This is a genomic window from Streptomyces sp. NPDC091377 (assembly GCF_044757045.1).
Taxonomy (GTDB): Bacteria; Actinomycetota; Actinomycetes; order Streptomycetales; family Streptomycetaceae; genus Streptomyces.
The window spans coordinates 422,496-442,463 of sequence record NZ_JBIVUE010000002.1; the positions used below are offsets into that span (position 1 = coordinate 422,496).

Sequence of the window (19,968 nt, forward strand, 5' to 3'; positions counted from 1 at the left end):
CACGGGTGGCGCGGGTCCCCCGTGTGGTCCGTGGTGGCCGTCGTCGCGCTGCTCGGGCTGCCGCTCACGGTGGCCGGGGAGGGCGGGGCCGGACCGGCCGACGTGGTGTCCGCGCTCGTCGTCGGCCACTGCGCGCTACGGCTGCTGCGGCAGCGGCGGCGCCCCCTGTCCCGTACGGCCGCCGTCGTCCTCGGGCTGCCGGTCGTGGGGCTCGCGGTGGCCGCCGCCGGGGCGTCCTCGGCGACCGCCGGGCTCTCCGGGCTCGGCCGCTACCTCCAGATCTTCGTGCTGGTCCCGGCGGCGGTCGCGCTGCTGATCCGCGACCGGGCCGACGTCCGGGTGCTGGCCTGGGCGTTCGTGGCGCTGGCGGGCTGGGAGGGCGCCGTCGGGGTGCACCAGTACGTCACCGGCACCGGGGCCTCGTACCAGGGGCGGCTGATCCGGGCCGTCGGTACCTTCGGCGCCCAGGACGTCATGGGGATGGCATCCGTCGTCTCCCTGGGCCTGGTCTGCGCGGTCGGGCTCGCGCTGGGCCGCGGCCCGCTACGGCACCGGCTCCTCGCCGCGGGCTGCGCGCTGGCCCTGCTGCTGCCGCTCGCGCTCTCCTTCAGCCGGGGCGCGTGGATCGCCACGGCCATCGCCTGCGCCGCCCAACTGGTGCTCGGGGGGCTGCGCAGGGCGCTGAAGGTGGCGGCGGTGGCGGTCGCGGCCGGGATGGTCCTGGTCGGCGGGTTCGGGGTCGGCTCGGCGCTGCTCCAGGAGCGGGTCGGCAGCATCACCCGGGTCGCGGACGCGCCGGACCAGTCGGTGACCGACCGGTACGCGATGTGGGCGGCGGCCGGTGGCATGTGGCGCGACCACCCGGTCACCGGCGTCGGCCTCAAGGGCTTCCCCGAGCACCGCGACGCGCACGCCCCTCTCGCCCTGTCCGCGGCCAGTGACACCGAGGGCGGCGGCGAGGCGTTCCGCCGCCAGCCGCTGCTCTCCCCGCACAACATGTATCTGCTGGTCCTCAGCGAACAGGGCCTGCTCGGTCTGCTCACCCTCGCGGGCGGCTGGCTCGCGCTGCTGGCCCTGACCCTGAGCGCCCTGCGGCGCACCCGCCGCCGTACCGGCCCCGGCCTCGACTGCGCGCTCGTCGCCACGGGCCTGATGGTCTGGCAGCTCACCGACTTCATGTACGCGGACATCGGCGGCCCCTCCACCGTCCTGACGGCCGTGTGCCTCGGGCTGGTCGCGTGGTGGGCGCTGCTGAGCGGCGAGGGGGCGGGGGAGCGATGACGGCGACACCGCGGGGACCGGGGGTCCAGGGAGCCGAGGAGGCCAAGGACGCGGCGGTCGACGGCGCCGGGCCCACGGCCCGCCCGTCCCCGCCGACCACCCCGCTCACGGCCCGCCCGTCCCCGCCGACCACCCCGCTCCCCGCCGTACCCCCGACCCGGACACCACCGCCGACGGACACGGAGAACGCCCCCGGCACGGAGAGCACCCCGGGCGGGAAAGGCACGCCCGGCGCAGAGAGCACCCCGGGCGGGAAAGACACCCCCGGCGCAGAGAGCACCCCCGCCACGGAGAAGACCCCCGGCACGGACAACACCCCGCCCGGGAAAGGCACCCCCGGCGCAGAGAGCACCCCCGGCACGGAGGGCACCCCCGAAGCTGGGACCACTCCCCCCACGGAACGCCCGCCCGAGCCCCGTAACTTCCTGGCCCGGGCCGCTCTCCTCACCGGTGCCCTCTCCGTGGCGGGCGCGTTGCTCGGGCTGGTGCGGGACCAGGCGCTGGCCCGGCTGTTCGGGGCGGGCGCGGAGACGGACGCGTTCCTGGTGGCCTGGACCGTGCCGGAGTTCGCGTCCACGCTGCTGATCGAGGACGGGCTGGCGTTCGCGTTGATCCCGGCGTTCAGCCTGGCGCTGGCGCGGCGGGCGGGCGGCGCGGCCGGGGACCCGGTGCGGGCGCTGGTGGCCCGTACGCTGCCCCGGCTCACCCTCGCGCTGGTCGCCGTCGCCGCGGTCGTCGTACTCCTCGCCCCCTACCTGGTCCGGGCCCTCGCGCCCGGGCTGGCCGCGCCCGCGCTGGCCGTCGACTGCACCCGGCTGGCCGCGGTGTGCGTCATCGGCTTCGGGCTCGCCGGGTACTGCAGCGCCGCCCTGCGCGCCCACCGCCGCTATCTGGCCCCGGCGGCGATCTACGTGGCGTACAACCTCGGCATCATCACCGCGATGTTCCTGCTCGGCGGCGCGTGGGGGGTGCGCTCGGCGGCGATCGGGGTGGCGGCGGGCAGCGCGCTCATGGTGGCGGTCCAACTGCCCGCGCTGGTACGGCGGTTGCGGGCGAAGTCGGAGCCCGAGGCAGCCGCCGGAGCGGGCGCGCGCGAGCCCGCGGTGGGGCTGGCGATGGTCGCGATGATCCTGCTCTTCGCGCTGACCCGGCAGACACAGGTGCCGATCGAGCGGTTCCTCGCCTCCCATCTGCCCTCCGGCGCGATCTCGCACCTCAACTACGCGCAGAAGGTCGCGCAGATCCCCATGACCCTCTCCCTGATGCTGGTCACGGTCACTTTCCCGGTGGTCGCGCGGGCGCTGGCCGAGGGCGACACCGTCAAGGCCCGCGACCGGGTGGAGCGGGATCTGGCGCTGGCGGGCTGCATGGTGCTGCTCGGTACGGCCGCGGTCGTCGCCTGCGCCCCGCAGATCGTCGAACTCCTCTTCCAGCGGGGCGCGTTCACCGCCGAGGACACCGCGGCGACCGCCGCCGTGATGCGGGTGTACGCCCTCGGACTGCTCGCCCAGACCCTGGTCGGGGCGCTGATCCGCGCCTACTGCTGCACCGGCCGCCCCACCTGGTACCCGCTCGCCGCCATGGCCGTCGGCGTGGTGGTGACCGCCTGGACCGGCGCCTGGGCGGTCGGCTCCTGGGGCGTCACCGGTATCGCCGCCGCCAACGCCGCCGGCATCACCGCCACCGCCGCCCTGATGCTGTCCGGCACCCGCTCGCACGGTGTGCTGCCGCTGCGGGTGCGCGCGGTGCTGGCCGAACTGAGCCGCCCGCTGCGCGCCGCGCTGGTGGCGACGGCGGCGGGCGCCCTGGCCGCGAGCGGCCCCGACTCGCCGGCCCTCGGCCTCCTGGCCGGCGCGCTCGTGGTGACCGTCGTGTTCGTCCTGACCGGAGCGGGCCTGGGCGCCCAGGGCTGCGCACCCCTACCGGGGGCCGTCCGCTCCACGTCCCGAAGGCTCCCGACCTCCGTCCGTTCCGCGACCCGAAGGCTTCAGCATGCGCTTCCGCACCGACCCCGGCGCCGTTGACCCCGACGCGCCCACCCCCGCCCGCCGCCTCTCCCACCGGGCCGGCAACGGCCCCGCCCCGTGGATCGCGATGTACCACTCCGTCGGCGACCGCACCGAGGACCCGTACCACGTCACCGTCACCCCCGACCGGCTCGCCGCCCAGTTCGACCGGCTGCGGCGGCGCGGACTGCGGGGCGTCTCCCTGGCCGAACTCCTCGCCGCGCGCGCCCGGGGCCGAGGCCGCGGCCTCGTCGGCCTCACCTTCGACGACGGATACGCCGACTTCCTCGACCACGCCCTCCCGGTGCTGCGCCATCACGGCTTCAACGCCACCCTGTTCGTGCTGCCCGGATGCTTCGGCGGCGACAACGCCTGGGACCCGCTCGGCCCGCGCAAGCCGCTGCTGACCGTGGACGGGGTGCGCCGGGCGGCGGCCGAGGGCGTCGAGATCGGCTCGCACGGCCTCACCCACCTCGACCTCACCCGCGCCGACGACCTCACCCTCAAGTCCGAGACCGCCGAGAGCGGCGCCCTGCTGGCCCGGCTCACCGGCACCCCGGTCGGCGGGTTCTGCTACCCGTACGGCACGATCGACGCCCGCGTCGTGGCCGCCGTGCGCGAGGCCGGCTACGACTACGGCTGCGCCATCGACCCCGGCCCCCTCGCCGCCCGCCACGCCCTCCCGCGCGTCCACATCGGCCAGCACGACACCGCCGTACGACTCCTCCTCAAGCAGCGTCTGCACCGGTTGCGGCGCCGCCCCGCGGCGGGGGTCTGACATGCCGGCGGGCACCCGGGCGACCCCCGGCGTGAAGGCGCTGCACATCATCACCGGGCTCGGCGTCGGCGGGGCCGAGCAGCAGTTGCGGCTGCTGCTGCGGCATCTGCCGGTCCAGGCGGACGTCGTCACCCTGACCAACCCGGGCGCGGTCGCCACCGGGCTGATGGCCGACGGGGTGCACGTCACCCACCTGGGCATGGCGGGCAACCGTGACCTCGCCGCCCTCCCCCGGCTGGTCCGGCTGATCCGCTCCGGCGGCTACGACCTCGTCCACACCCACCTCTACCGCGCCTGCGTCTACGGCCGGTCGGCCGCCCGGCTCGCCGGGGTGCGGGCCGTCGTCGCCACCGAACACTCCCTCGGCGACTCCCAGATGGAGGGCCGCCGCCTCACCCCAGGGGTGCGCGGGCTGTATCTGGCGAGCGAGCGGCTCGGCCGCACGACCGTGGCCGTGTCGCCGACCGTCGCGGACCGGCTGCTGCGCTGGGGCGTGCCCGCGGCCCGGATCGAGGTGGTGCCCAACGGCATCGACCTGGCCCGCTTCCGTTTCGACCCGCTCCAGCGCCACCGGGTCCGTCGTCGCCTCGGACTGCCCGAGGAGGCGTTCGTCGTCGGCGCCGTCGGCCGGCTCACCGCGGGCAAGCGCTTCGATGTCGCCGTCCGCGCCCTCGCCCGGCTCCCCGCCGACAGCTGGCTGCTCCTCGTCGGCGGCGGCCCGGAGGAGAACGTCCTGCGGCGCACCGCCCACGAGGCCGGAGTCGCCGACCGCGTCCTGTTCGCCGGGGAACGCCCCTACGTCCACGACGGCTCCCCCGGCCCCGATCTGCCCGCCCTGCTGTCCGCGATGGACGCGCTGGCCTCCCCGTCCCCCGAGGAGGCGTTCGGGCTGGCGGTCGTGGAGGCCCTCGCGTCCGGACTGCCGGTGCGCCATGCCTCCTGCCCCGCCATCGAGGACCTGCCGCCGCACTCCGCCGCCGAGGCCCGACGCCTCCCGTGCGACCCGGCCGCGTTCGCCGACTCCCTCGCCGAACTCCGGGCCCGTCCCCCGCACGCCCGCACCACCCCCGACGCCGCCCGCCACTACTGCATCACCCGCAGCGCCGCCCGGCTCATGAGGGTCTACGCCGACGCCCTCGCCCCCACCCCCCGGTCGGCGGCGCCCTCCCCCCGTTCTTCCGTGCCGCCGTCCACCACCACCGCCGCACCCGCCCCGTCAGCCCAGGGAGTCCGCCCGTGATCACCGACACCTCCGCCCGACCGCAGCGCCCCGCGCCCGGACTCCGCGCCCGTGCCAGGAACCTGCCTCCCTGGTCGCTGCTCGTGACCGCCGTCCTGGCGGGCGGCCTGGCCGGCGGCGGCTACGGCGCGCTGAACACCCCCTCCTACTCGGCCACCAGCTATGTCGTCGCCGTCCCCGAGGACACGTCCGACCCGACGGCCGCACTGGGCTTCGCCCAGGCGTACGGCAAGGTCGCCACCCAGCTCGCGGTCCTCGGCGACGCCCAGGTGTGGGCGGGGGTGCCGGCGCGCACCCTCAAGTCGAGCGTCACGACGGCGACCTCGCCGGACGCCCCGATGGTCTCCGTCACCGCCACCTCGCACCGCCGCGATCTGGCCGTCGACATGGCCGACGCGGTGGCCCGCGCCCTGACGGCCCACGCCGACGGCAACCGGTCCGCCACCCATGTCGAACTCCGGCAGTTCGCCCGTGCCACCAAGCCCACGGAACCGTCCTCGGCGGGCCCCGCGACGACCGGCCTGGTGGGCGCCGCGGCGGGCGGTCTGCTGGGCGGTCTGGCCCTGCTGGTCCGGCCCCGACGGCAGGAGCGGGGGCCGGACGGGACGCGGGAGAACGCGGCGGAGCCGGGGTCGGCGGCTGCCGTGCCGGGGCCCGCGGTGGCGGCGGATCTGAGCGGGCGCCGGTGAACCCGGCCCCGGACCTGGGGGGTGTTGACTCGACACGCGACGCGAGGACCGTGAACCGGGTTCACAGCCGACCCGTCCCCCATCCCACCTCCCAGGTCACCACCCGGACTGTCACCACCCCCACGGTCACCACCCCCGGGGTCACCACCCAGCTGGTGACCGACCCCCGCGCCTTCGCCCTCCTCGCCGCCGACTGGGCCGACCTCTACCGGCGCACCCCCACCGCCACCCCCTTCCAGAGCCACCCCTGGCTGTACTCCTGGTGGCTGTCGTACGGGAGACCCGGCCGGCTGCGGCTGTACCTGGTCCGGGACCCCCACGGCCGACTGGTCGCCGCGGCCCCCCTGATGCTGGTCCACCGCCCGCTGCCCACCCTCGTCCCGCTCGGCGGGGCCATCTCCGACTACACCGACGTCCTCCTGGACCCGGACCCCGGGCACGGCCCCCCGGCCGCCGCCGCGCTCACCACCGCCCTCGCCGCCGCGGCCCGTACCGCGCTCGTCGACTTCCGCGAGGTGCGGCCCGGCGCGGCCGTCGAGCGGATCCTCGACCGCTGGCCCGGACCGTGGCGCCGGGTCACGGACTCGGTCTGCCTGGAACTGCCCGCCCTGCCGATGGAGGAACTGGTCGCCCGGCTCCCCTCCGCCAAGGCCCGCCAGCGGGTCCGCGCCCAACTGCGCCGACTGGCCACGCTCGGCGTCGAGCGCCGGATCGTCGGCCCGGACGACGTGGACCGCGCGCTGCGGCGGCTGGTCGAACTGCACCGGCTCCAGTGGCAGGGCCGCAAGGTGACCGGCGAACACCTCCAGCCCCGCTTCCGCGAGCACCTCATCCGCTCGGCGGGCCCGATGGTCCGCTCCGGCACGGCCGTGGTCACCGAGTTCCGGCTGTACGACGAGATCGTCGCCGTAGACCTGACCCTCAAGTCCCCCAGCCTCACCGGCGGTTACCTCTACGGCGCCCACCCCCGGCTGCGCGAGGGCAAGGCGGACGTGGCCGTGATGCTGCTCGACGCGTGCGCCGAACACACCCGCGCGGGCGACGCTCCCGGCGTCCTCAGCCTGCTGCGCGGCGACGAGCCGTACAAACACCACTGGCGCCCCGAACCGGTCGTCAACCAAAGGCTGCTGCTCGCCCGCCGCCCCACCGCCCCACTGCTGGCGACGGCCCTCGCCGACGCCCACGCCCGCCGCCACGGCAAGCGGCTTCTCCATCTCCTCCAGGAACGCCGCGGGAAGGAACGCGGCACCGGCGGCGGCCCCTGACCGGACCGCCGCCGGTTCCGCACCTCACCTGCTCACGACCGGTTCACGACCGGACTCACGGCCGGACTCACGGCCGGACTCACGACCGGCTCACCGGTTGCGCGACCACCAGTCGAGGCGGACGCAGAGCTTCCCGCCGAGCCAGTACTCGACCCAGTCACCCAGCTCCAGCGGTGAACAACCGGGCGGGGTGGCGGGCGTCGGTCCGGGCTCCGTCGGCTCCGGGGTGGGCTCGGGCGTGGGCCCGGGCTTCGTCGGCTCGGGCTCCGGTCCGGTGACCGGCCGGCCGCGGCCGGACAGCACACTGCGGTAGACCTCGGACGCCTGGGGGTTCTCACCGCACTGCCAGACACCGTGCGGGCAGTAGTCGGTGAGCGTGTTGTAGAGCGGCTTGTGCTCGTCCATCCAGGCGAGCATCCGCCGCATGTACTCCGGATTGTCGCCGTTGCGGAACAGCCCCCACTCCGGGTACGACACCGGCTTGCCGTGGGCCTTGGCGAAGTCGACGTGGTACTGGAGCCCGAACGGCTCCCGCACCTGCTCGTCGAAGGACATCCCGGACGGCTGGTCGTACGCGTCCATCCCGATGACGTCGACCGTGGCGTCCCCCGGGTAGCAGCGCGGCCACGGGACGGCGTCCCGGCCGCGGCTCGGGGTGAAGTCGAACGCGAACCGCTGGCCCGGCACCGACCGCATGGTGGTGACGATCCGGTTCCAGTAGCGCTTCCACGCCGCCGGGTCGGGGCCGCAGCGGTGGCTGTAGGTGATGCCGTTCATCTCCCAGCCGAGCACGATCACCGTGTCCGGCACCTTCAGCTCCACCAGCCGCTCGGCGAGGGTGCGGTAGTGCTGGTCGAAGCGTCCGGCCGCGCCCTGCCGCAGCAGTCGGCGCACCTCGGCGTCGGAGAGACCCGCCTCGTTGCGTTCCAGCATGGGGACGTTGAGGACGAACATCCGGTCGTCCTGGGCCTGCCGCCAGTCGGCCCACACCTTGAGGAACTCGGGCCGCCCCTCGATGTTGGACCACAGGTCACCGGGGAGATAGGTGTGCCCCACGCGCAGGTCGGCACCGTCCAGCCACCGGCTCAGCTCGGCGATCCGGGAGACCCCGCGCGGCCCGTAGTCGAGATAGGCGCCGAAGGCGGGGACCTGACCCGGCGCACCCGGCTCCCCCGAGGCCCCGGGCGAGGGGGACTCACCGGGCGCGGCAGGTGAGGTAGGTACGACAGGTGCGGCAGATGCGGCAGGTGCGGAGGAGGCGGCGGGTGCGGGGGCGGCGGAGGGGTCAGGGGCGGGAGGATCGGCGACGACGACCACCCCCAGCCCCGCGGCGAACACCGGTCCCGACGCCAGGACCGCCGAGGCAGCGACCGTCGCCGCGACGAGGGCCAGCCGCCTGGACCGGGACCGTGGCTGATGCTGAGGGGCCATACCTGCTCCTTCCACCACTCTCGTGCCGGCTGACGTGGTCTCTCATGTCGTCCGTGCGCCGGTTACTGACACTCAGTCATATGAAAGACCGTCACGCCACCGCCGTTGGGGCGTCCGGGTGCCCGCACTCGCCCGCACGGGTGACCAGCGCCGCGCGAGGGGCGCCGGACAGACGGAAGCCCCGGGCGGCGGTCGACCGCCGCCCGGGGCTTCCGTCCGTGCCGTCCCGTCCCGTCATCGACGGGACGCGGCCCGACCCCGCCGGTACAGCACGGCCCCGCCGGCGATCAGCGCGGCGCCGGCCAGTGAGGCGCCCGCGATGGCCGCGCTACCGGTGTCCGCCAGCTCCGGCGGCTTCCCGTGGTCGCCCCCACCCGGGGGGTGCTCCCCGCCACCGGGCGGGTGCTCCCCGTAGCCCGGGCCCTCTTCGCCGTAGCCGGGGCCCTCTTCGCCGTACCCCGGACCTTCCTCGCCGTACCCGGGGCCCTCTTCCCCGTAGCCGGGACCTTCCTCGCCGCCGTAGCCGGGGCCTTCCTCGCCGTACCCCGGGCCTTCCTCGCCGTAGCCGGAGTCACCGCCACCGGAGTCGCCGTACCCGGGCTTCTCGGGACCGGAGTCCCCGTACTCGGGCTTCTCCGGGCCCGAGTCCCCGTACTCGGGCTTCTCGGGCTTGGAGTTGCCGTACTCAGGCTTCTCGGGCTTGGAGTTGCCGTACCCGGCGTCCTCCCCGTACCCGGGGGCCTCCTCGCCGTACCCGGCCTCCTCGGACCGCGGCTCCTCGGCGCGAGGCTCCTCCGCCCGCGGCTCCTCGGCGCGAGGCTCCTCGGCACGGGGCTCCTCGGCCTGCGGCTCCTCCGCGCGGGGCACCTCCACGCGCGGCTCCTCGGCGCGGGGCTGCTCCGCACGGGGCTCCTCGGCGCGGGAGTCCCCGTACCCCGAGTCCTCCTCGCCGTAGCCGGAGTCATCCGAGTCGCCCCGGTCCTCCGAACCCCCCACATTGGCGCAGGAGTTGCCGAAGGCGGGGTTCAGCACGGCGACGATGTCGACGGTGTTGCCGCAGGCGTTCACCGGGATCTCCACCGGGACCTGGACGGCGTTGCCCGAGACCACACCGGGCGAGCCCTGGGCCAGGCCACCCGCCGTCGAGTCGGCGAGGGCGGGGGTGCCGCACAGGGACAGGATGCCGGTCGCGGCGGCTGCCGCGACCATCGACTTGCTCAGGGACTGTCGCAATCTCGTTCTCTTCCTCTTTCGAAACACCTGCAGAGCCAGGAAAAGCCGGCCCGGGACCGGAAACGGGGTGGTCCAGGGCCGGCCGTGGCGCAGCCGGAAGGCTGGTCGCGTTACGTCGTCAGTGGTTGACGCAGACGTTGCCGAACGCGGGGTTCAGCAGACCGATGACATTGATGCTGTTGCCACAGACGTTCACCGGAACGTGCACGGGGATCTGGATGACGTTGCCGGACAGTACGCCCGGGGACCCCACGGCGACGCCCTCGGCACCGGAGTCGGCGAACGCCGGGGCGGCCCCGCCCAGGGCGAGGATCGCGCCCGCGAACACGGCGGCGGTCTTCTTCATGGACTTTCCCTTCTCTGCGGTCATGCCCCTATGACGGCCGAAACCGAGCGAGCACGACTTGGGCGGCTCGCACCATGACCGGCAGGCTGTAGAACGAGAGATAGACAGCTGAAGAAACTCCGGAACGTGTGTCGCAGGGTAATTCACTCGAACGCCAAGGCAGCATTGACCCTTGGATGGAATGAACAGCAATCGGCCGCAGGGAAACGCTTCTTCAAAGGTTCTCACCCAGGGGGTGAGACAAAAGCGGAAAGAAATCCGCCCGGACGATCCGCGAAAGGGGGCGCGGGTCGTCCGGGCGGTTGGTGCTACGGCGGTGGGTCAGTTGTTCGCGATCCCGTTGCCGGACAGCGCGGAGATGTCGTCCAGGATGTGCGACAGCGGTTCGTCGCCCTTGGCCTGGGTGGAGTTCTCGGCGCACTGCTGGTTCTGCGGGGCCGACAGGATCGGCACGTCCTGCACGGCGACCGGCACGAGCACGCCGATCAGCGGGCCGACGTTCGCCTTGACGGGCAGACCGACGCAGAGCTTGTTGAGCGAACTCTGCACCAGGGTGGCCTGGGGGCTCTGCTTGCCGTGGGTCACCTGGTTGCCGAACACGGACGAGGCGCCGTTGCCGCTCGCGGACGTGGTGCCGGTGTCGTTACCGATGGCAAGCGCCTGCGGGGCCGCCATCGCCGTCGCACCGACCAGGGACGCGGCGACCGTCGCCGCGGCCATTGCCTTCTTCAGCATTTCCGTTTCCTTTCCGACGAGGACACCCGTTCCGGTCCGTATATTTTCCGGGCCGGTCATCAAGCGGGTTCCTGCCTTCGCATCAACCGGGCCGACGGAGATTGGTTGCGGCTTTTCACCCGTACGGTGCTCGCGCTCCACGGGACGCACCCGCGCGAGGGCGTGCGACCACCCCAGGGGGGCGTGCGGAATCACGTGCGCGCCGTGGGCCATCGGAGTGAATGGGGGCAACTATGCGGGCTGTGGGCAGTTGACCAGAACACTCCGGTGGACGGGGTTTCTCCAGAAGGGACTAGCAAGTGATCAAGAAGGTTCTGGCATCCGCCGCGGTCGCCGCCTCCGTCGTCGGCGTCTCCGCCGCCGCCGCTCCGCAGGCGCTCGCCATCGGCAACGACAGTGGCACCACGTCCGCCAGTGGCAACGGCGCGTCGCAGGTGTACGGCAACTCGGCGACGTACGGCAACATGAGCCCGCAGCTGGCCCTCATCCAGGGCTCCTTCAACAAGCCCTGCATCGCTCTGCCCGCCAAGGCCAACGTCGGCTCCCTGATCGGCCTGGTGCCGATCGCGGTCCAGGACGTCCCGATCCTGTCGGCCCCGCAGAACCAGCAGTGTGTCGAGAACTCCACGCAGGCCAAGGGCGACGAGCCGCTGTCGCACATCCTCCAGGACATCTCGCTGCTCGCGGGCAACGGCGCCGGCAACAACTGAGTCGGTCGCATGTCACGGGCTCGCTCCTGAGCCCGGGGGTGCCCCACCGCCCCCATCCCCAGCGGGCCGCCGGTCTTCCGGCGGCCCGCTGCCGTGCGTCCGGGCGCGGGTGCGGCGGGGGGGCAGTGTCCGCGCCAGGTCGGCGTGCGGCTGAAGCACGCGCCGGGCGTTCATCCCATCATGCGAATGCGCTGGGCCGATCGGGGCAAAGCCCGCAACCCGCGCCGCCCGGAATCCGTTGACGATCACGCAACTCCCCACCGGAGTCCGCTTTTCGAAGGGATTGAACATGAAGAAGCTGTGGGCCACCGCGGCTATCGCCGCCTCTGTCGCCGGTCTGTCGGCCACGGCGGCCCCCCAGGCCCTCGCCATCGGCAACGACAACGGCACCACTTCCGCCAGCGGCAACGGCGCCTCGTCGGTCTTCGGCAACTCGGCCACGTTCGGCGACCAGAGCCCGCAGCTGTCGCTGGTCCAGGGTTCGCTGAACAAGCCCTGCATCGGTCTGCCGCTGAAGGCCAACGTCGGTTCGCTGATCGGTCTCGTGCCGATCGCCGTGCAGGACGTGCCGATCCTGTCGGCGCCGCAGAACCAGCAGTGCGTCGAGAACTCCACCCAGGCCAAGGGCGACGAGCCGCTGTCGCACATCCTGGACGACATCTCGGTGCTCGCGGGCAACGGCGCGGGCAACAACTGATCCGTCCCCCCGTATCCGCGACGGCGGGCCACCGGTCTTCTCCGGTGGCCCGCCGTCGTCGTGTGCCGGTCCCTCTTCCCCCGGTTCAGCGGGCGTACAGGGCCTCGATCTGCTTCCCGTACGCGGCCAGGACCGCGTGGCGCCGGACCTTGAGGGACGGGGTGAGCATGCCGTTGTCCTCGGTGAACGCGCCCTCGACCACGGTGAAGGCGCGGATGGACTCGGCGCGGGAGACGGCCTGGTTGGCGTGGTCGACGGCCTTCTGGATCTCGGCGCGGACCCGGTCGTCGCGGACGAGGTCGGTGAGCGGGGTGTCGGGGGGCAGGCCCCGGACGGTGAGCCAGTGGGCGAGGGCCTCGGGGTCGAGGGTGACGAGGGCGGCGATGAAGGGGCGGTTGTCGCCGACGACCAGGCACTGGCCGACCAGGGGGCGGCTGCGCAGCCGGTCCTCCAGGACGGCCGGGGAGACGTTCTTGCCGCCGGAGGTGACGAGGAGGTCCTTCTTGCGGCCGGTGAGGGTGAGATAGCCCTCCTCGTCCAGAGAGCCGAGGTCGCCGGAGGCGTACCAGCCGTCGCTGAGCGAGGCGGCGGTGGCCTCGGGGTCGTTCCAGTAGGAGTCGAGGACGATGGGGCCGCGGACGAGGACCTCGCCGTCGTCGGCGATGCGCACGGCGGTGCCCGGGACCGGCTGTCCGACGGTGCCGGGGCGGGGGCGCAGGGGCGGGACGATGGTGGCGGCGGCGGTGGTCTCGGTCAGGCCGTAGCCCTCGTAGACGATGATTCCGGCGGCGTGGAAGAACAGGGTGAGGTCGCGGTCGAGGGGGGCGCCGCCGCTGATGGCGTAGCGCAGCCGGCCGCCCAGTTCCTTGCGGATACGGCGGTAGACCAGCAGGTCGTACAGGGCCCAGGCGGCGTAGAGGGCGGGGGTGGGGCCCTTGCCGGTGCCGAGGAACTTGGCGAGGTACGCCTCGCCGAAGCGGACGCCGACGCGGTCGGCGCGGTCGAAGGAGGCGCCGCGGCCGATCTTCTCGGCGGTGGCGCGGCCGGCGTCGTGGATCTTCTCGAAGAGGTGGGGGACGCCGACGAGGAAGGTGGGGCGGAACTCCCTCAGTGCGGGGCGGAGTTCGTCCGTCTTGACGCTGGGGAAGTGGCCGATCTCGATGCGGGCGAGCAGACAGGCGATCTGGAGGCTGCGGCCGAGGATGTGGGCGAGGGGGAGGAAGAGGAGGGTGGAGGCGGTCTGTCCGGTGACGGCGCGGAAGACGGGGTGGAGGAGCGCGACGGTGTTGGCGGCCTCGGCGTGGAGGTTGCCGTGGGTGAGGACACAGCCCTTGGGCCGGCCGGTGGTGCCGGAGGTGTAGCAGATGGTGGCGATGGAGGCGGGGGTGAGGGCGGCGCGGCGCCGGGTGACCTCCTCGTCGGGGATGGTCCGGCCGAGGGCGCTGAGTTCGGTGACGGCGTCGGCGTCCAGTTGCCACATGCGGGGCCGTTCGGGGTGGCCGGCGGTGGCGGCGCGGACGGTGGCGGTGTGTTCGGCGGTCTCGGTGATCACGAAGCGGGCGCCCGAGTCCCGGACGATCCACTCCACCTGGTCGGTGGAGGAGGTCGGGTAGACGGGGACGGTCCGGGCGCCCGCGGCCCAGGCGGCGAAGTCCAGGACCGTCCATTCGTAGCGGGTGCGGGACATCAGGGCGAGGGTGTCGCCCTCCTCCAGGCCGGCCGCGATCAGGCCCTTGGCGACCGCGTCGATGTCGGCGGCGAAGGCGGCGGCCGTGACCGGGCGCCAGCTTCCGTCGGGCGCCCTGCGGCGTACGACGACGGCGTCGGGGGCCTGGGCGGCGTGGGTGAAGGGGATGTCGGCGGTGGTCGTGCCGTCCGGTTCGGGGGCGAGTGCCTCGACCCGGGCCTCCCGCACGGTGCCGGCGGCGTCCCTGATCAACTCGGTACGGGTGCGGGCCGCGAGGTCCGTGCGCCGTCCCGCCCGTTTCAGATCCCTGCGTACGCTCATGACCGCTCCCGGTGGAACGAGGGTGACGCGAGGTCAACCTACCGTTACGTAAAGAGCAGTCAATGGGGCGGGCGCGAACCCGTGGGCCGGGGGCGGGTGGACCCGTGGGTCACAGCATGCGGTCCGCGCGGTCGATCGCCTCGGCCAGGTCCCGTACCGCCCGGTCGGCGGTCGTGTCGGCGAGGGCGTCGGCGTGGTCGGCGAGGGCGCGGACCGTCGGGGCGGCGGGGAGGCGCTGGTGGTGCGGCTCGGCGCGGCGCAGGGCGTCGGCGAAGTAGGCGGCGACGGCGGTGACCTGGAAGCGGTCGGAGGCGTCACCGACCGCGTCGGCGAGGTCGTCGCCCTCCAGTTGTCCCGACTCCTCGTGCGGGGTGCGGGTGTCGGGGTCCTGCCAGCGGACGGTGGCCGTGGCGAGATGGCCGGTGGCGTCGGACCCGGTGCGGACGGCGTACAGGGCGGTGACGGTGTGGCCGGGGCCGATCTCGCCGCCGTCCACGCGGTCGTCGCGGAAGTCGTCGTCGGCGACCTGCCGGTTGTCGTAGCCGATCAGCCGGGCCTCCTCGACGGTCTCGGGGTCGAAGGCGACCTGGGCCTTGGCGTCGCGGGCGGTGAGGTCGACGGTGCGCGGGAGTTCCTCCACGAACACCTTGCGGGCGTCGTCGGCGTCGGAGACGTAGCTGGTGTGGCCGTCGCCGCGGTCGGCGAGGCGTTCCATCAGGGCGTCGCCGTAGTCGCTGCCGACGCCGACGCCGAAGAGGGTGATGCCGTGTGCGGTGCGGGCCTCGGCGATCTTCTCCAGGATGCTGTCGGCGTCGGTGTCGCCGGTGTTGGCGAGGGCGTCGGAGATCAGCACGACCCGGTTGGTGGCGCCTTCGCGCAGTCCCTCGACCGCGGTCGCGTAGCCGGTCTCGACGCCCGCGCCGAGGTTCGTGGCCTGGTGGGTCTCCAGGCCGTCGACGGCGTCGCGGATCCGGTCGCGGTCGCGGTCGCCGTCGAGGCGGGTCATGGGCAGGACGGTCTCGGCCTCGTCGGTGAAGGTGACCAGGGCGACGGAGTCGTCGTCGCGGAGTTGGTCGGTCAGGGCGGCGAGGGACTTCTTGGCGAGGTCGAGGCGGCCGGGTTCGGCCATGGAGCCGGAGACGTCGATGACGAAGGTGAGGGCGGCGGGCGGGCGTTCCGTCTCGTCCCCGGCGGGGCGGGTGGCGAGGCCGACGCGGACCAGGGACCACTCGGCGTCGCCGGTGCGGGCGCCGTCCACGGTGACGGTGAAGCCGTTGCCGTCGGGGCGTTCGTAGTCCTGGCGGAAGCTGTTGAGGAATTCCTCGGGGCGGACCGTCGAGGGGTCGGGCAGCCGGCCGTCGGCGAGGGCGCGGCGGGCGTAGCCGTAGGAGGCGGTGTCGACGTCCAGCGCGAAGGTGGAGAGCAGGTCGGGTTCCTCGGGGGCGACGTCGTGCTTGCGCTCGGCGTCCCGGTCCTGGCCGAAGGCGTCTTCGTCCTGGCCGAAGGCGTCTTCGGGCTGCTCGCCCCGGCTGTGGCCGCCGCCCCGGTCGGGGGCGGGCCGGGTGTCGGACCGGTCCGACGTACTGGTGCCGGAGGTGTCGGCGTTTCCACTGCAACCCGCCAGCAGGGCGCTCGCCGCGCCGAGCGCGACCAGTGTCCCGCCGAGCCGTCGTATCCGGTGTCGTTTCATGTCCCTTGCCCCCACCCCGTGTCGATGGCACATCCGCGATGTCTGTGACTGTGACGCGGGAGGGGGCCGGAAGGTGCGGCACGGGGGGTTGCGGATGGGTCTCGAAGTGGGCACGGACGTCGCTCGCTCAGCGGGTCAGGACACCACGTCCTTGCGGGCGAAGCCGCGGAAGGCCAGGGCGAACAGGATCAGGGCGTACGTCACGGAGATCGCCGTGCCCTGGATCATGCCGGACCATTCGAGGCGGGGCTGGACGGCGTCGGCCCAGGCGAACTGCCAGTGCGCGGGCAGGAAGGCCCGCCAGTCGCCGAGGGCGGTGACCGCGTCCAGGACGTTGCCGACGATGGTCAGTCCGACCGCGCCGCCCACCGCGCCGAGCGGGGCGTCGGTCTTGGTGGAGAGCCAGAACGCGAGCCCGGCGGTGACGAGTTGGGAGATGAAGAGGTAGGCGACGACCACCACGAGGCGTTGGGCGGCGGTGCCGGTGTCCAGTTCGCCGCCGGTCGGGATGCGCAGCGGGCCCCAGCCGTAGGCGACGGTGCCGACGGCCAGGGCGACCAGCGGCAGCAGCACCATCGCGGCGGCGCTCATGCCGAGCGCGACGGCGAGTTTGGACCACAGCAGCCGGGCGCGCGGCACGGGGGCGGCGAGCAGATAGCGCAGGGAGGACCAGCTGGCCTCCGAGGCGACCGTGTCGCCGCAGAACAGGGCGACCGGGATGACCAGCAGGAAGCCCGCGGACACGAAGAGGTTGACGGCGGCGAAGTTGGCGCCGGACGCGGTGGCCGTGTCCATCAGGGTGATCCGGTCGCCCGGGTCGTCCTGGTCGCCGCCGATCGCGAAGGCGACGACGAGGACGAACGGCAGGGCGGCGAGGATCGCGCCCATGACGAGGGTGCGGCGCCGTTTGAGCTGGCGGAGCAGTTCGACCCGCAGCGGGAGGGTGTGGGCGGCGCGGTAGCCGGGGGCGGTTCCGGTGCCGGGTGCGGCGGCGGGCTCGGTCCGGGCGGGCTCGGCGTGGTCCGGACCGGTCTGGGTGCGCTCGGCGAGCGGGCTCATGCGGAGCCTCCGATCAGGGTCAGGAAGGCGTCTTCCAGGCGGCGGTGGGGGCCGACCGACTCGACGGGCACTTCCAGGCGGACGAGTTCGGGGACCAGGGCGGCGGCGCTGCCGTCCGGGGCGAGCCGGACGAGGAGCCCCTCGTCGGTGCGGACGGCCGAGGCGACGCCGGGCAGCGCGGCGACCTTCTCGACCACCGGGTCCTCCGGCGGGGTGCCGGTGCCGACGAGGAGGGTGTCGCCGGAGCCGGTGATCTCACCGACCGGCCCGGCCTGGACGAGCCGGCCCCGGTCCATGACCACGAGGTGGGTGCAGGACTGTTCGACCTCCGCCAGGAGATGGCTGGAGACGATCACGGTGCGGCCCGCGGCGGCGTACCGGATCATCACCTCGCGCATCTCGCGGATCTGGGGCGGGTCGAGTCCGTTGGTCGGCTCGTCGAGGATGAGCAGGTCCGGCAGGCCGAGCATGGCCTGGGCGATGGCCAGGCGCTGGCGCATGCCCTGGGAGTAGGTGCGGACCGCGCGGGCGAGGGCGTCGCCGAGGCCCGCGATCTCCAGGGCCTCCTCGATGTGGGCGTCCTCGGCGGGGCGGCCGGTCGCGGCCCAGTACAGCTCCAGGTTCTCCCGCCCGGACAGATGCGGCAGGAAGCCGGCGCCCTCCACGAACGCGCCGACCCGGGAGAGCACGGGGGCGCCGGGGCGGATCGCGTGGCCGAAGACGCGGATCTCGCCGCCGTCGGGGGTGATCAGGCCCATCAGCATGCGCAGGGTGGTGGTCTTGCCGGCGCCGTTGGGGCCGAGCAGTCCGAGGACCTGGCCCTTCTCGACCCGGAAGGACAGCTCCTTGACCGCGTACCGGTCGCTGGACCTGGCGTACCGCTTGCTCAGGTCGGTGATCTGGAGCGGGACGCCGGCGAGTGCCGGGTCCGGGGCGGGGGCGCCGGCGCGGCGGCGGGCGCCGAGCAGCAGGGCGGCGGCGATGACCGCGCCCGCGGCGGGCAGCCACCACACCCAGGCGGGCAGCGGGGCCGCGGCGGTGCTGACGCCGGGGGCGGTCGGCACGCTCAGGTCGCCGGTGAGGGAGACGGTGTACGTGGCGCGGGCGGCCGGGGAGGCGTAGCCGAGGTCGGTGGAGGCGACGACGAGCCGCAGCCGGTGGCCGCGCTGCACCTCGTGGTCGATGGCGGGGAGGGTGAGGGTGAAGTCCTGGCCCGCCTCGGCGTCGGTGACCCGGACCGGGGTGACGAGCTGGGACGGCAGGACCTGCTGGGTGCCGTCGGGGCCGACGTCGTAGACCTTGGCGAAGAGGACGGCGTCCGCGCCGCTGGAGCGGACGTGGACGGTGGCGGTCGGGGCGCCGGTGATCTGGAGGTCGTCGGCGAGGGGGGCCGAGGTGAAGTCGGCGAACTGGCCGGGGAAGTCCAGGGAGATGCCGACGCCGAGGGAGGAGAGCTGGGCGAGGCCGCCGCCCGCGCCGAGGCCGGGCAGCGCGGAGACGGCGGGCGGGCTGCCGCCGGCCGGGTTGGTGACGCGCTGCTCGCCGCCGGCGAGGGGGATGTCGTGGAGGCCGTCGGACAGGCCCGGGTAGGTGTCGGCGCTGGCGCCGCGCAGGGTGGCCCGGCCGTCGGTGGAGTCGACGCCTCCGGTGCGGGTGACCCGGAACGCGGGGCCGGTGTCGGTGGCCTCGTCGTCCTTCAGCCAGCGGTCGAACCACGCCGTGACGCGCTGTTCGACCCGGCCCGTCTCCATGTCCCCGCCGTCGTGGCCGCCGGCGATCCAGTCGACGTCGACGGGGGCGCCGTTGGCGCGGATCGCCGCGGCGGCGGCGTCGGCCTGGCCGAGCGGGAAGAGGGAGTCGGTCTGCCCCTGGACGAGCAGGGTGGGGACGTCGATGTCCTCGCCGACGGCGGACGGGGAGCGGGCCTCCAGGAGGGCGCGCGCCTCGGCGTCGGGGGTGCCGGACTCGGCGACCCGGTCGTACATCGCGCACAGTTCGGCGGTGAACGCCGCGCAGCCGCCGCCGGTGTTGAAGAAGATCCCGGCCCACAGCTTCTTGAAGACGCCGCCGGGGAACAGGGCGTCCGCGAGGTTCCAGTAGGTGACCGCGGGGGCGATGGCGTCGACCCGGTCGTCGTGGCCGGCGGCGAGCAGCGCGATGGCACCGCCGTAGGAGCCGCCCGCGACGCCGACCCGGGGGTCGCCCTTCCCGTCCAGCTCCACCTGCGGCCGGTCGGCGAGCCAGTCGAGCAGCCGGGAGACGTCGGCGACCTCGGCGTCGGGGTCGTTGAGCCCGATCCGTCCGGTGGACTCGCCGAAGCCGCGCGCGGACCAGGTGAGCACCGCGTAGCCGTCCCGGGCCAGGTCCTCGGCCTGGTCGCGCAGATCGTCCTTGCTGCCGCCGAAGCCGTGCCCCAGCAGGACGGCGGGCCGGGCGCCGTCACCCCCGGCGGTGAAGAACGAGGTGTCCACGCGGACGCCGTCGCCCATGTCCATCATCCGGTCGCCGCGGCGCACGGTCGGCGTGTCCTCGGACGCGACCGCCGTCCAGGTCCCGGCACCGGCGAGGACGGCGACGGCGGCGACGGCGGCCAGGAGCCGCCGCGACCGCCGTATCCCGCGCAGCCCGGGGAGTCGAAGATCCATGCGTCCACAGTACGGGGCGCACCTGTCGGCCCCGACAGCTTCCCCGGGAGAGCCGACGGGCCGGGAGCGGATGCGGCCCGGCGGTCCAGAATCACCCGATGCGGTGAAAGATCGCCCAAACCGGCGCGTCCTGCTCGATCACCGCCTTGCCTGGA

The 19,968-nt window shown here is 74.1% G+C and carries 16 protein-coding genes; 8 read left to right on the top strand and 8 right to left on the bottom strand.

Going from position 1 to position 19,968, the window contains the following annotated elements; translation table 11 throughout:
• Positions 1-30: 30 nt before the first annotated feature.
• The 6 genes from ACIQNG_RS05920 (at position 31) to ACIQNG_RS05945 (ending at position 7,259) form a co-directional block, all read left to right on the top strand.
• Positions 31-1,281: an O-antigen ligase family protein gene (locus ACIQNG_RS05920; RefSeq protein ID WP_401482785.1), complete on the top strand. Its 1,251-nt coding sequence runs from the start codon at positions 31-33 to the stop codon at positions 1,279-1,281.
• On the top strand, positions 1,278-3,305 hold the full coding sequence (locus ACIQNG_RS05925) for a lipid II flippase MurJ (RefSeq protein WP_401482786.1): 2,028 nt from the start codon (positions 1,278-1,280) through the stop codon (positions 3,303-3,305). The genes ACIQNG_RS05920 and ACIQNG_RS05925 overlap by 4 nt, the downstream gene beginning before the upstream one ends.
• Before the next feature lie 70 nt (positions 3,306-3,375).
• Positions 3,376-4,065 carry a polysaccharide deacetylase family protein gene (locus ACIQNG_RS05930; protein WP_401483046.1) on the top strand — a complete coding sequence of 230 codons (690 nt, stop codon included), beginning with the start codon at positions 3,376-3,378 and terminating at the stop codon, positions 4,063-4,065.
• A gap of 31 nt (positions 4,066-4,096) precedes the next feature.
• Positions 4,097-5,305, top strand: coding sequence for a glycosyltransferase (locus tag ACIQNG_RS05935; RefSeq protein ID WP_401483048.1), 1,209 nt, complete (start codon positions 4,097-4,099; stop codon positions 5,303-5,305).
• A complete protein-coding gene (locus ACIQNG_RS05940; protein WP_401483050.1) occupies positions 5,305-5,994 on the top strand; it encodes a lipopolysaccharide biosynthesis protein in 690 nt (229 codons plus the stop codon). Before ACIQNG_RS05935 ends, ACIQNG_RS05940 begins: the two co-directional genes overlap by 1 nt.
• Before the next feature lie 152 nt (positions 5,995-6,146).
• A complete protein-coding gene (locus ACIQNG_RS05945) occupies positions 6,147-7,259 on the top strand; it encodes a GNAT family N-acetyltransferase (RefSeq protein WP_401483052.1) in 1,113 nt (370 codons plus the stop codon).
• 90 nt (positions 7,260-7,349) lie between these two features.
• Here ACIQNG_RS05945 and ACIQNG_RS05950 read toward each other — a convergent pair whose 3' ends face one another.
• The 4 genes from ACIQNG_RS05950 to ACIQNG_RS05965 form a co-directional block, all read right to left on the bottom strand.
• Positions 7,350-8,690, bottom strand: a complete 1,341-nt coding sequence (locus ACIQNG_RS05950) for a glycoside hydrolase family 26 protein (RefSeq protein WP_401482787.1) — start codon at positions 8,688-8,690, stop codon at positions 7,350-7,352.
• Between the two features lie 234 nt (positions 8,691-8,924).
• Positions 8,925-9,923, bottom strand: a complete 999-nt coding sequence (locus tag ACIQNG_RS05955; RefSeq protein ID WP_401482788.1) for a chaplin family protein — start codon at positions 9,921-9,923, stop codon at positions 8,925-8,927.
• Between the two features lie 118 nt (positions 9,924-10,041).
• Positions 10,042-10,269, bottom strand: coding sequence for a chaplin ChpD (chpD, locus tag ACIQNG_RS05960; protein ID WP_401433507.1), 228 nt, complete (start codon positions 10,267-10,269; stop codon positions 10,042-10,044).
• 321 nt (positions 10,270-10,590) lie between these two features.
• A complete protein-coding gene (locus tag ACIQNG_RS05965) occupies positions 10,591-11,004 on the bottom strand; it encodes a rodlin (RefSeq protein WP_401433013.1) in 414 nt (137 codons plus the stop codon).
• Between the two features lie 299 nt (positions 11,005-11,303).
• Here ACIQNG_RS05965 and ACIQNG_RS05970 point away from each other — a divergent pair, with 299 nt between their 5' ends.
• Positions 11,304-11,714 carry a rodlin gene (locus ACIQNG_RS05970; protein WP_401482789.1) on the top strand — a complete coding sequence of 137 codons (411 nt, stop codon included), beginning with the start codon at positions 11,304-11,306 and terminating at the stop codon, positions 11,712-11,714.
• A 289-nt stretch (positions 11,715-12,003) separates the two neighbouring features.
• The gene (locus tag ACIQNG_RS05975; protein WP_401433018.1) at positions 12,004-12,411 is read left to right on the top strand and encodes a rodlin; all 408 of its coding nucleotides are present in this window, start codon (positions 12,004-12,006) and stop codon (positions 12,409-12,411) included.
• Positions 12,412-12,496: 85 nt separating this feature from the next.
• Here the strand turns inward: ACIQNG_RS05975 and ACIQNG_RS05980 are convergent, their stop codons facing one another.
• The 4 genes from ACIQNG_RS05980 to ACIQNG_RS05995 form a co-directional block, all read right to left on the bottom strand.
• Positions 12,497-14,419 (bottom strand): AMP-dependent synthetase/ligase, encoded by a 1,923-nt coding sequence (locus ACIQNG_RS05980; RefSeq protein ID WP_401482790.1) that lies wholly within the window; start codon positions 14,417-14,419, stop codon positions 12,497-12,499.
• Positions 14,420-14,528: 109 nt separating this feature from the next.
• Positions 14,529-16,109, bottom strand: a complete 1,581-nt coding sequence (locus ACIQNG_RS05985) for a von Willebrand factor type A domain-containing protein (protein WP_401482791.1) — start codon at positions 16,107-16,109, stop codon at positions 14,529-14,531.
• Positions 16,110-16,244: 135 nt separating this feature from the next.
• Positions 16,245-17,168 (bottom strand): ABC transporter permease, encoded by a 924-nt coding sequence (locus ACIQNG_RS05990; RefSeq protein ID WP_401433025.1) that lies wholly within the window; start codon positions 17,166-17,168, stop codon positions 16,245-16,247.
• Positions 17,165-19,813, bottom strand: coding sequence for an alpha/beta fold hydrolase (locus tag ACIQNG_RS05995; protein WP_401482792.1), 2,649 nt, complete (start codon positions 19,811-19,813; stop codon positions 17,165-17,167). The genes ACIQNG_RS05990 and ACIQNG_RS05995 overlap by 4 nt, the downstream gene beginning before the upstream one ends.
• Positions 19,814-19,968: the final 155 nt, after the last annotated feature.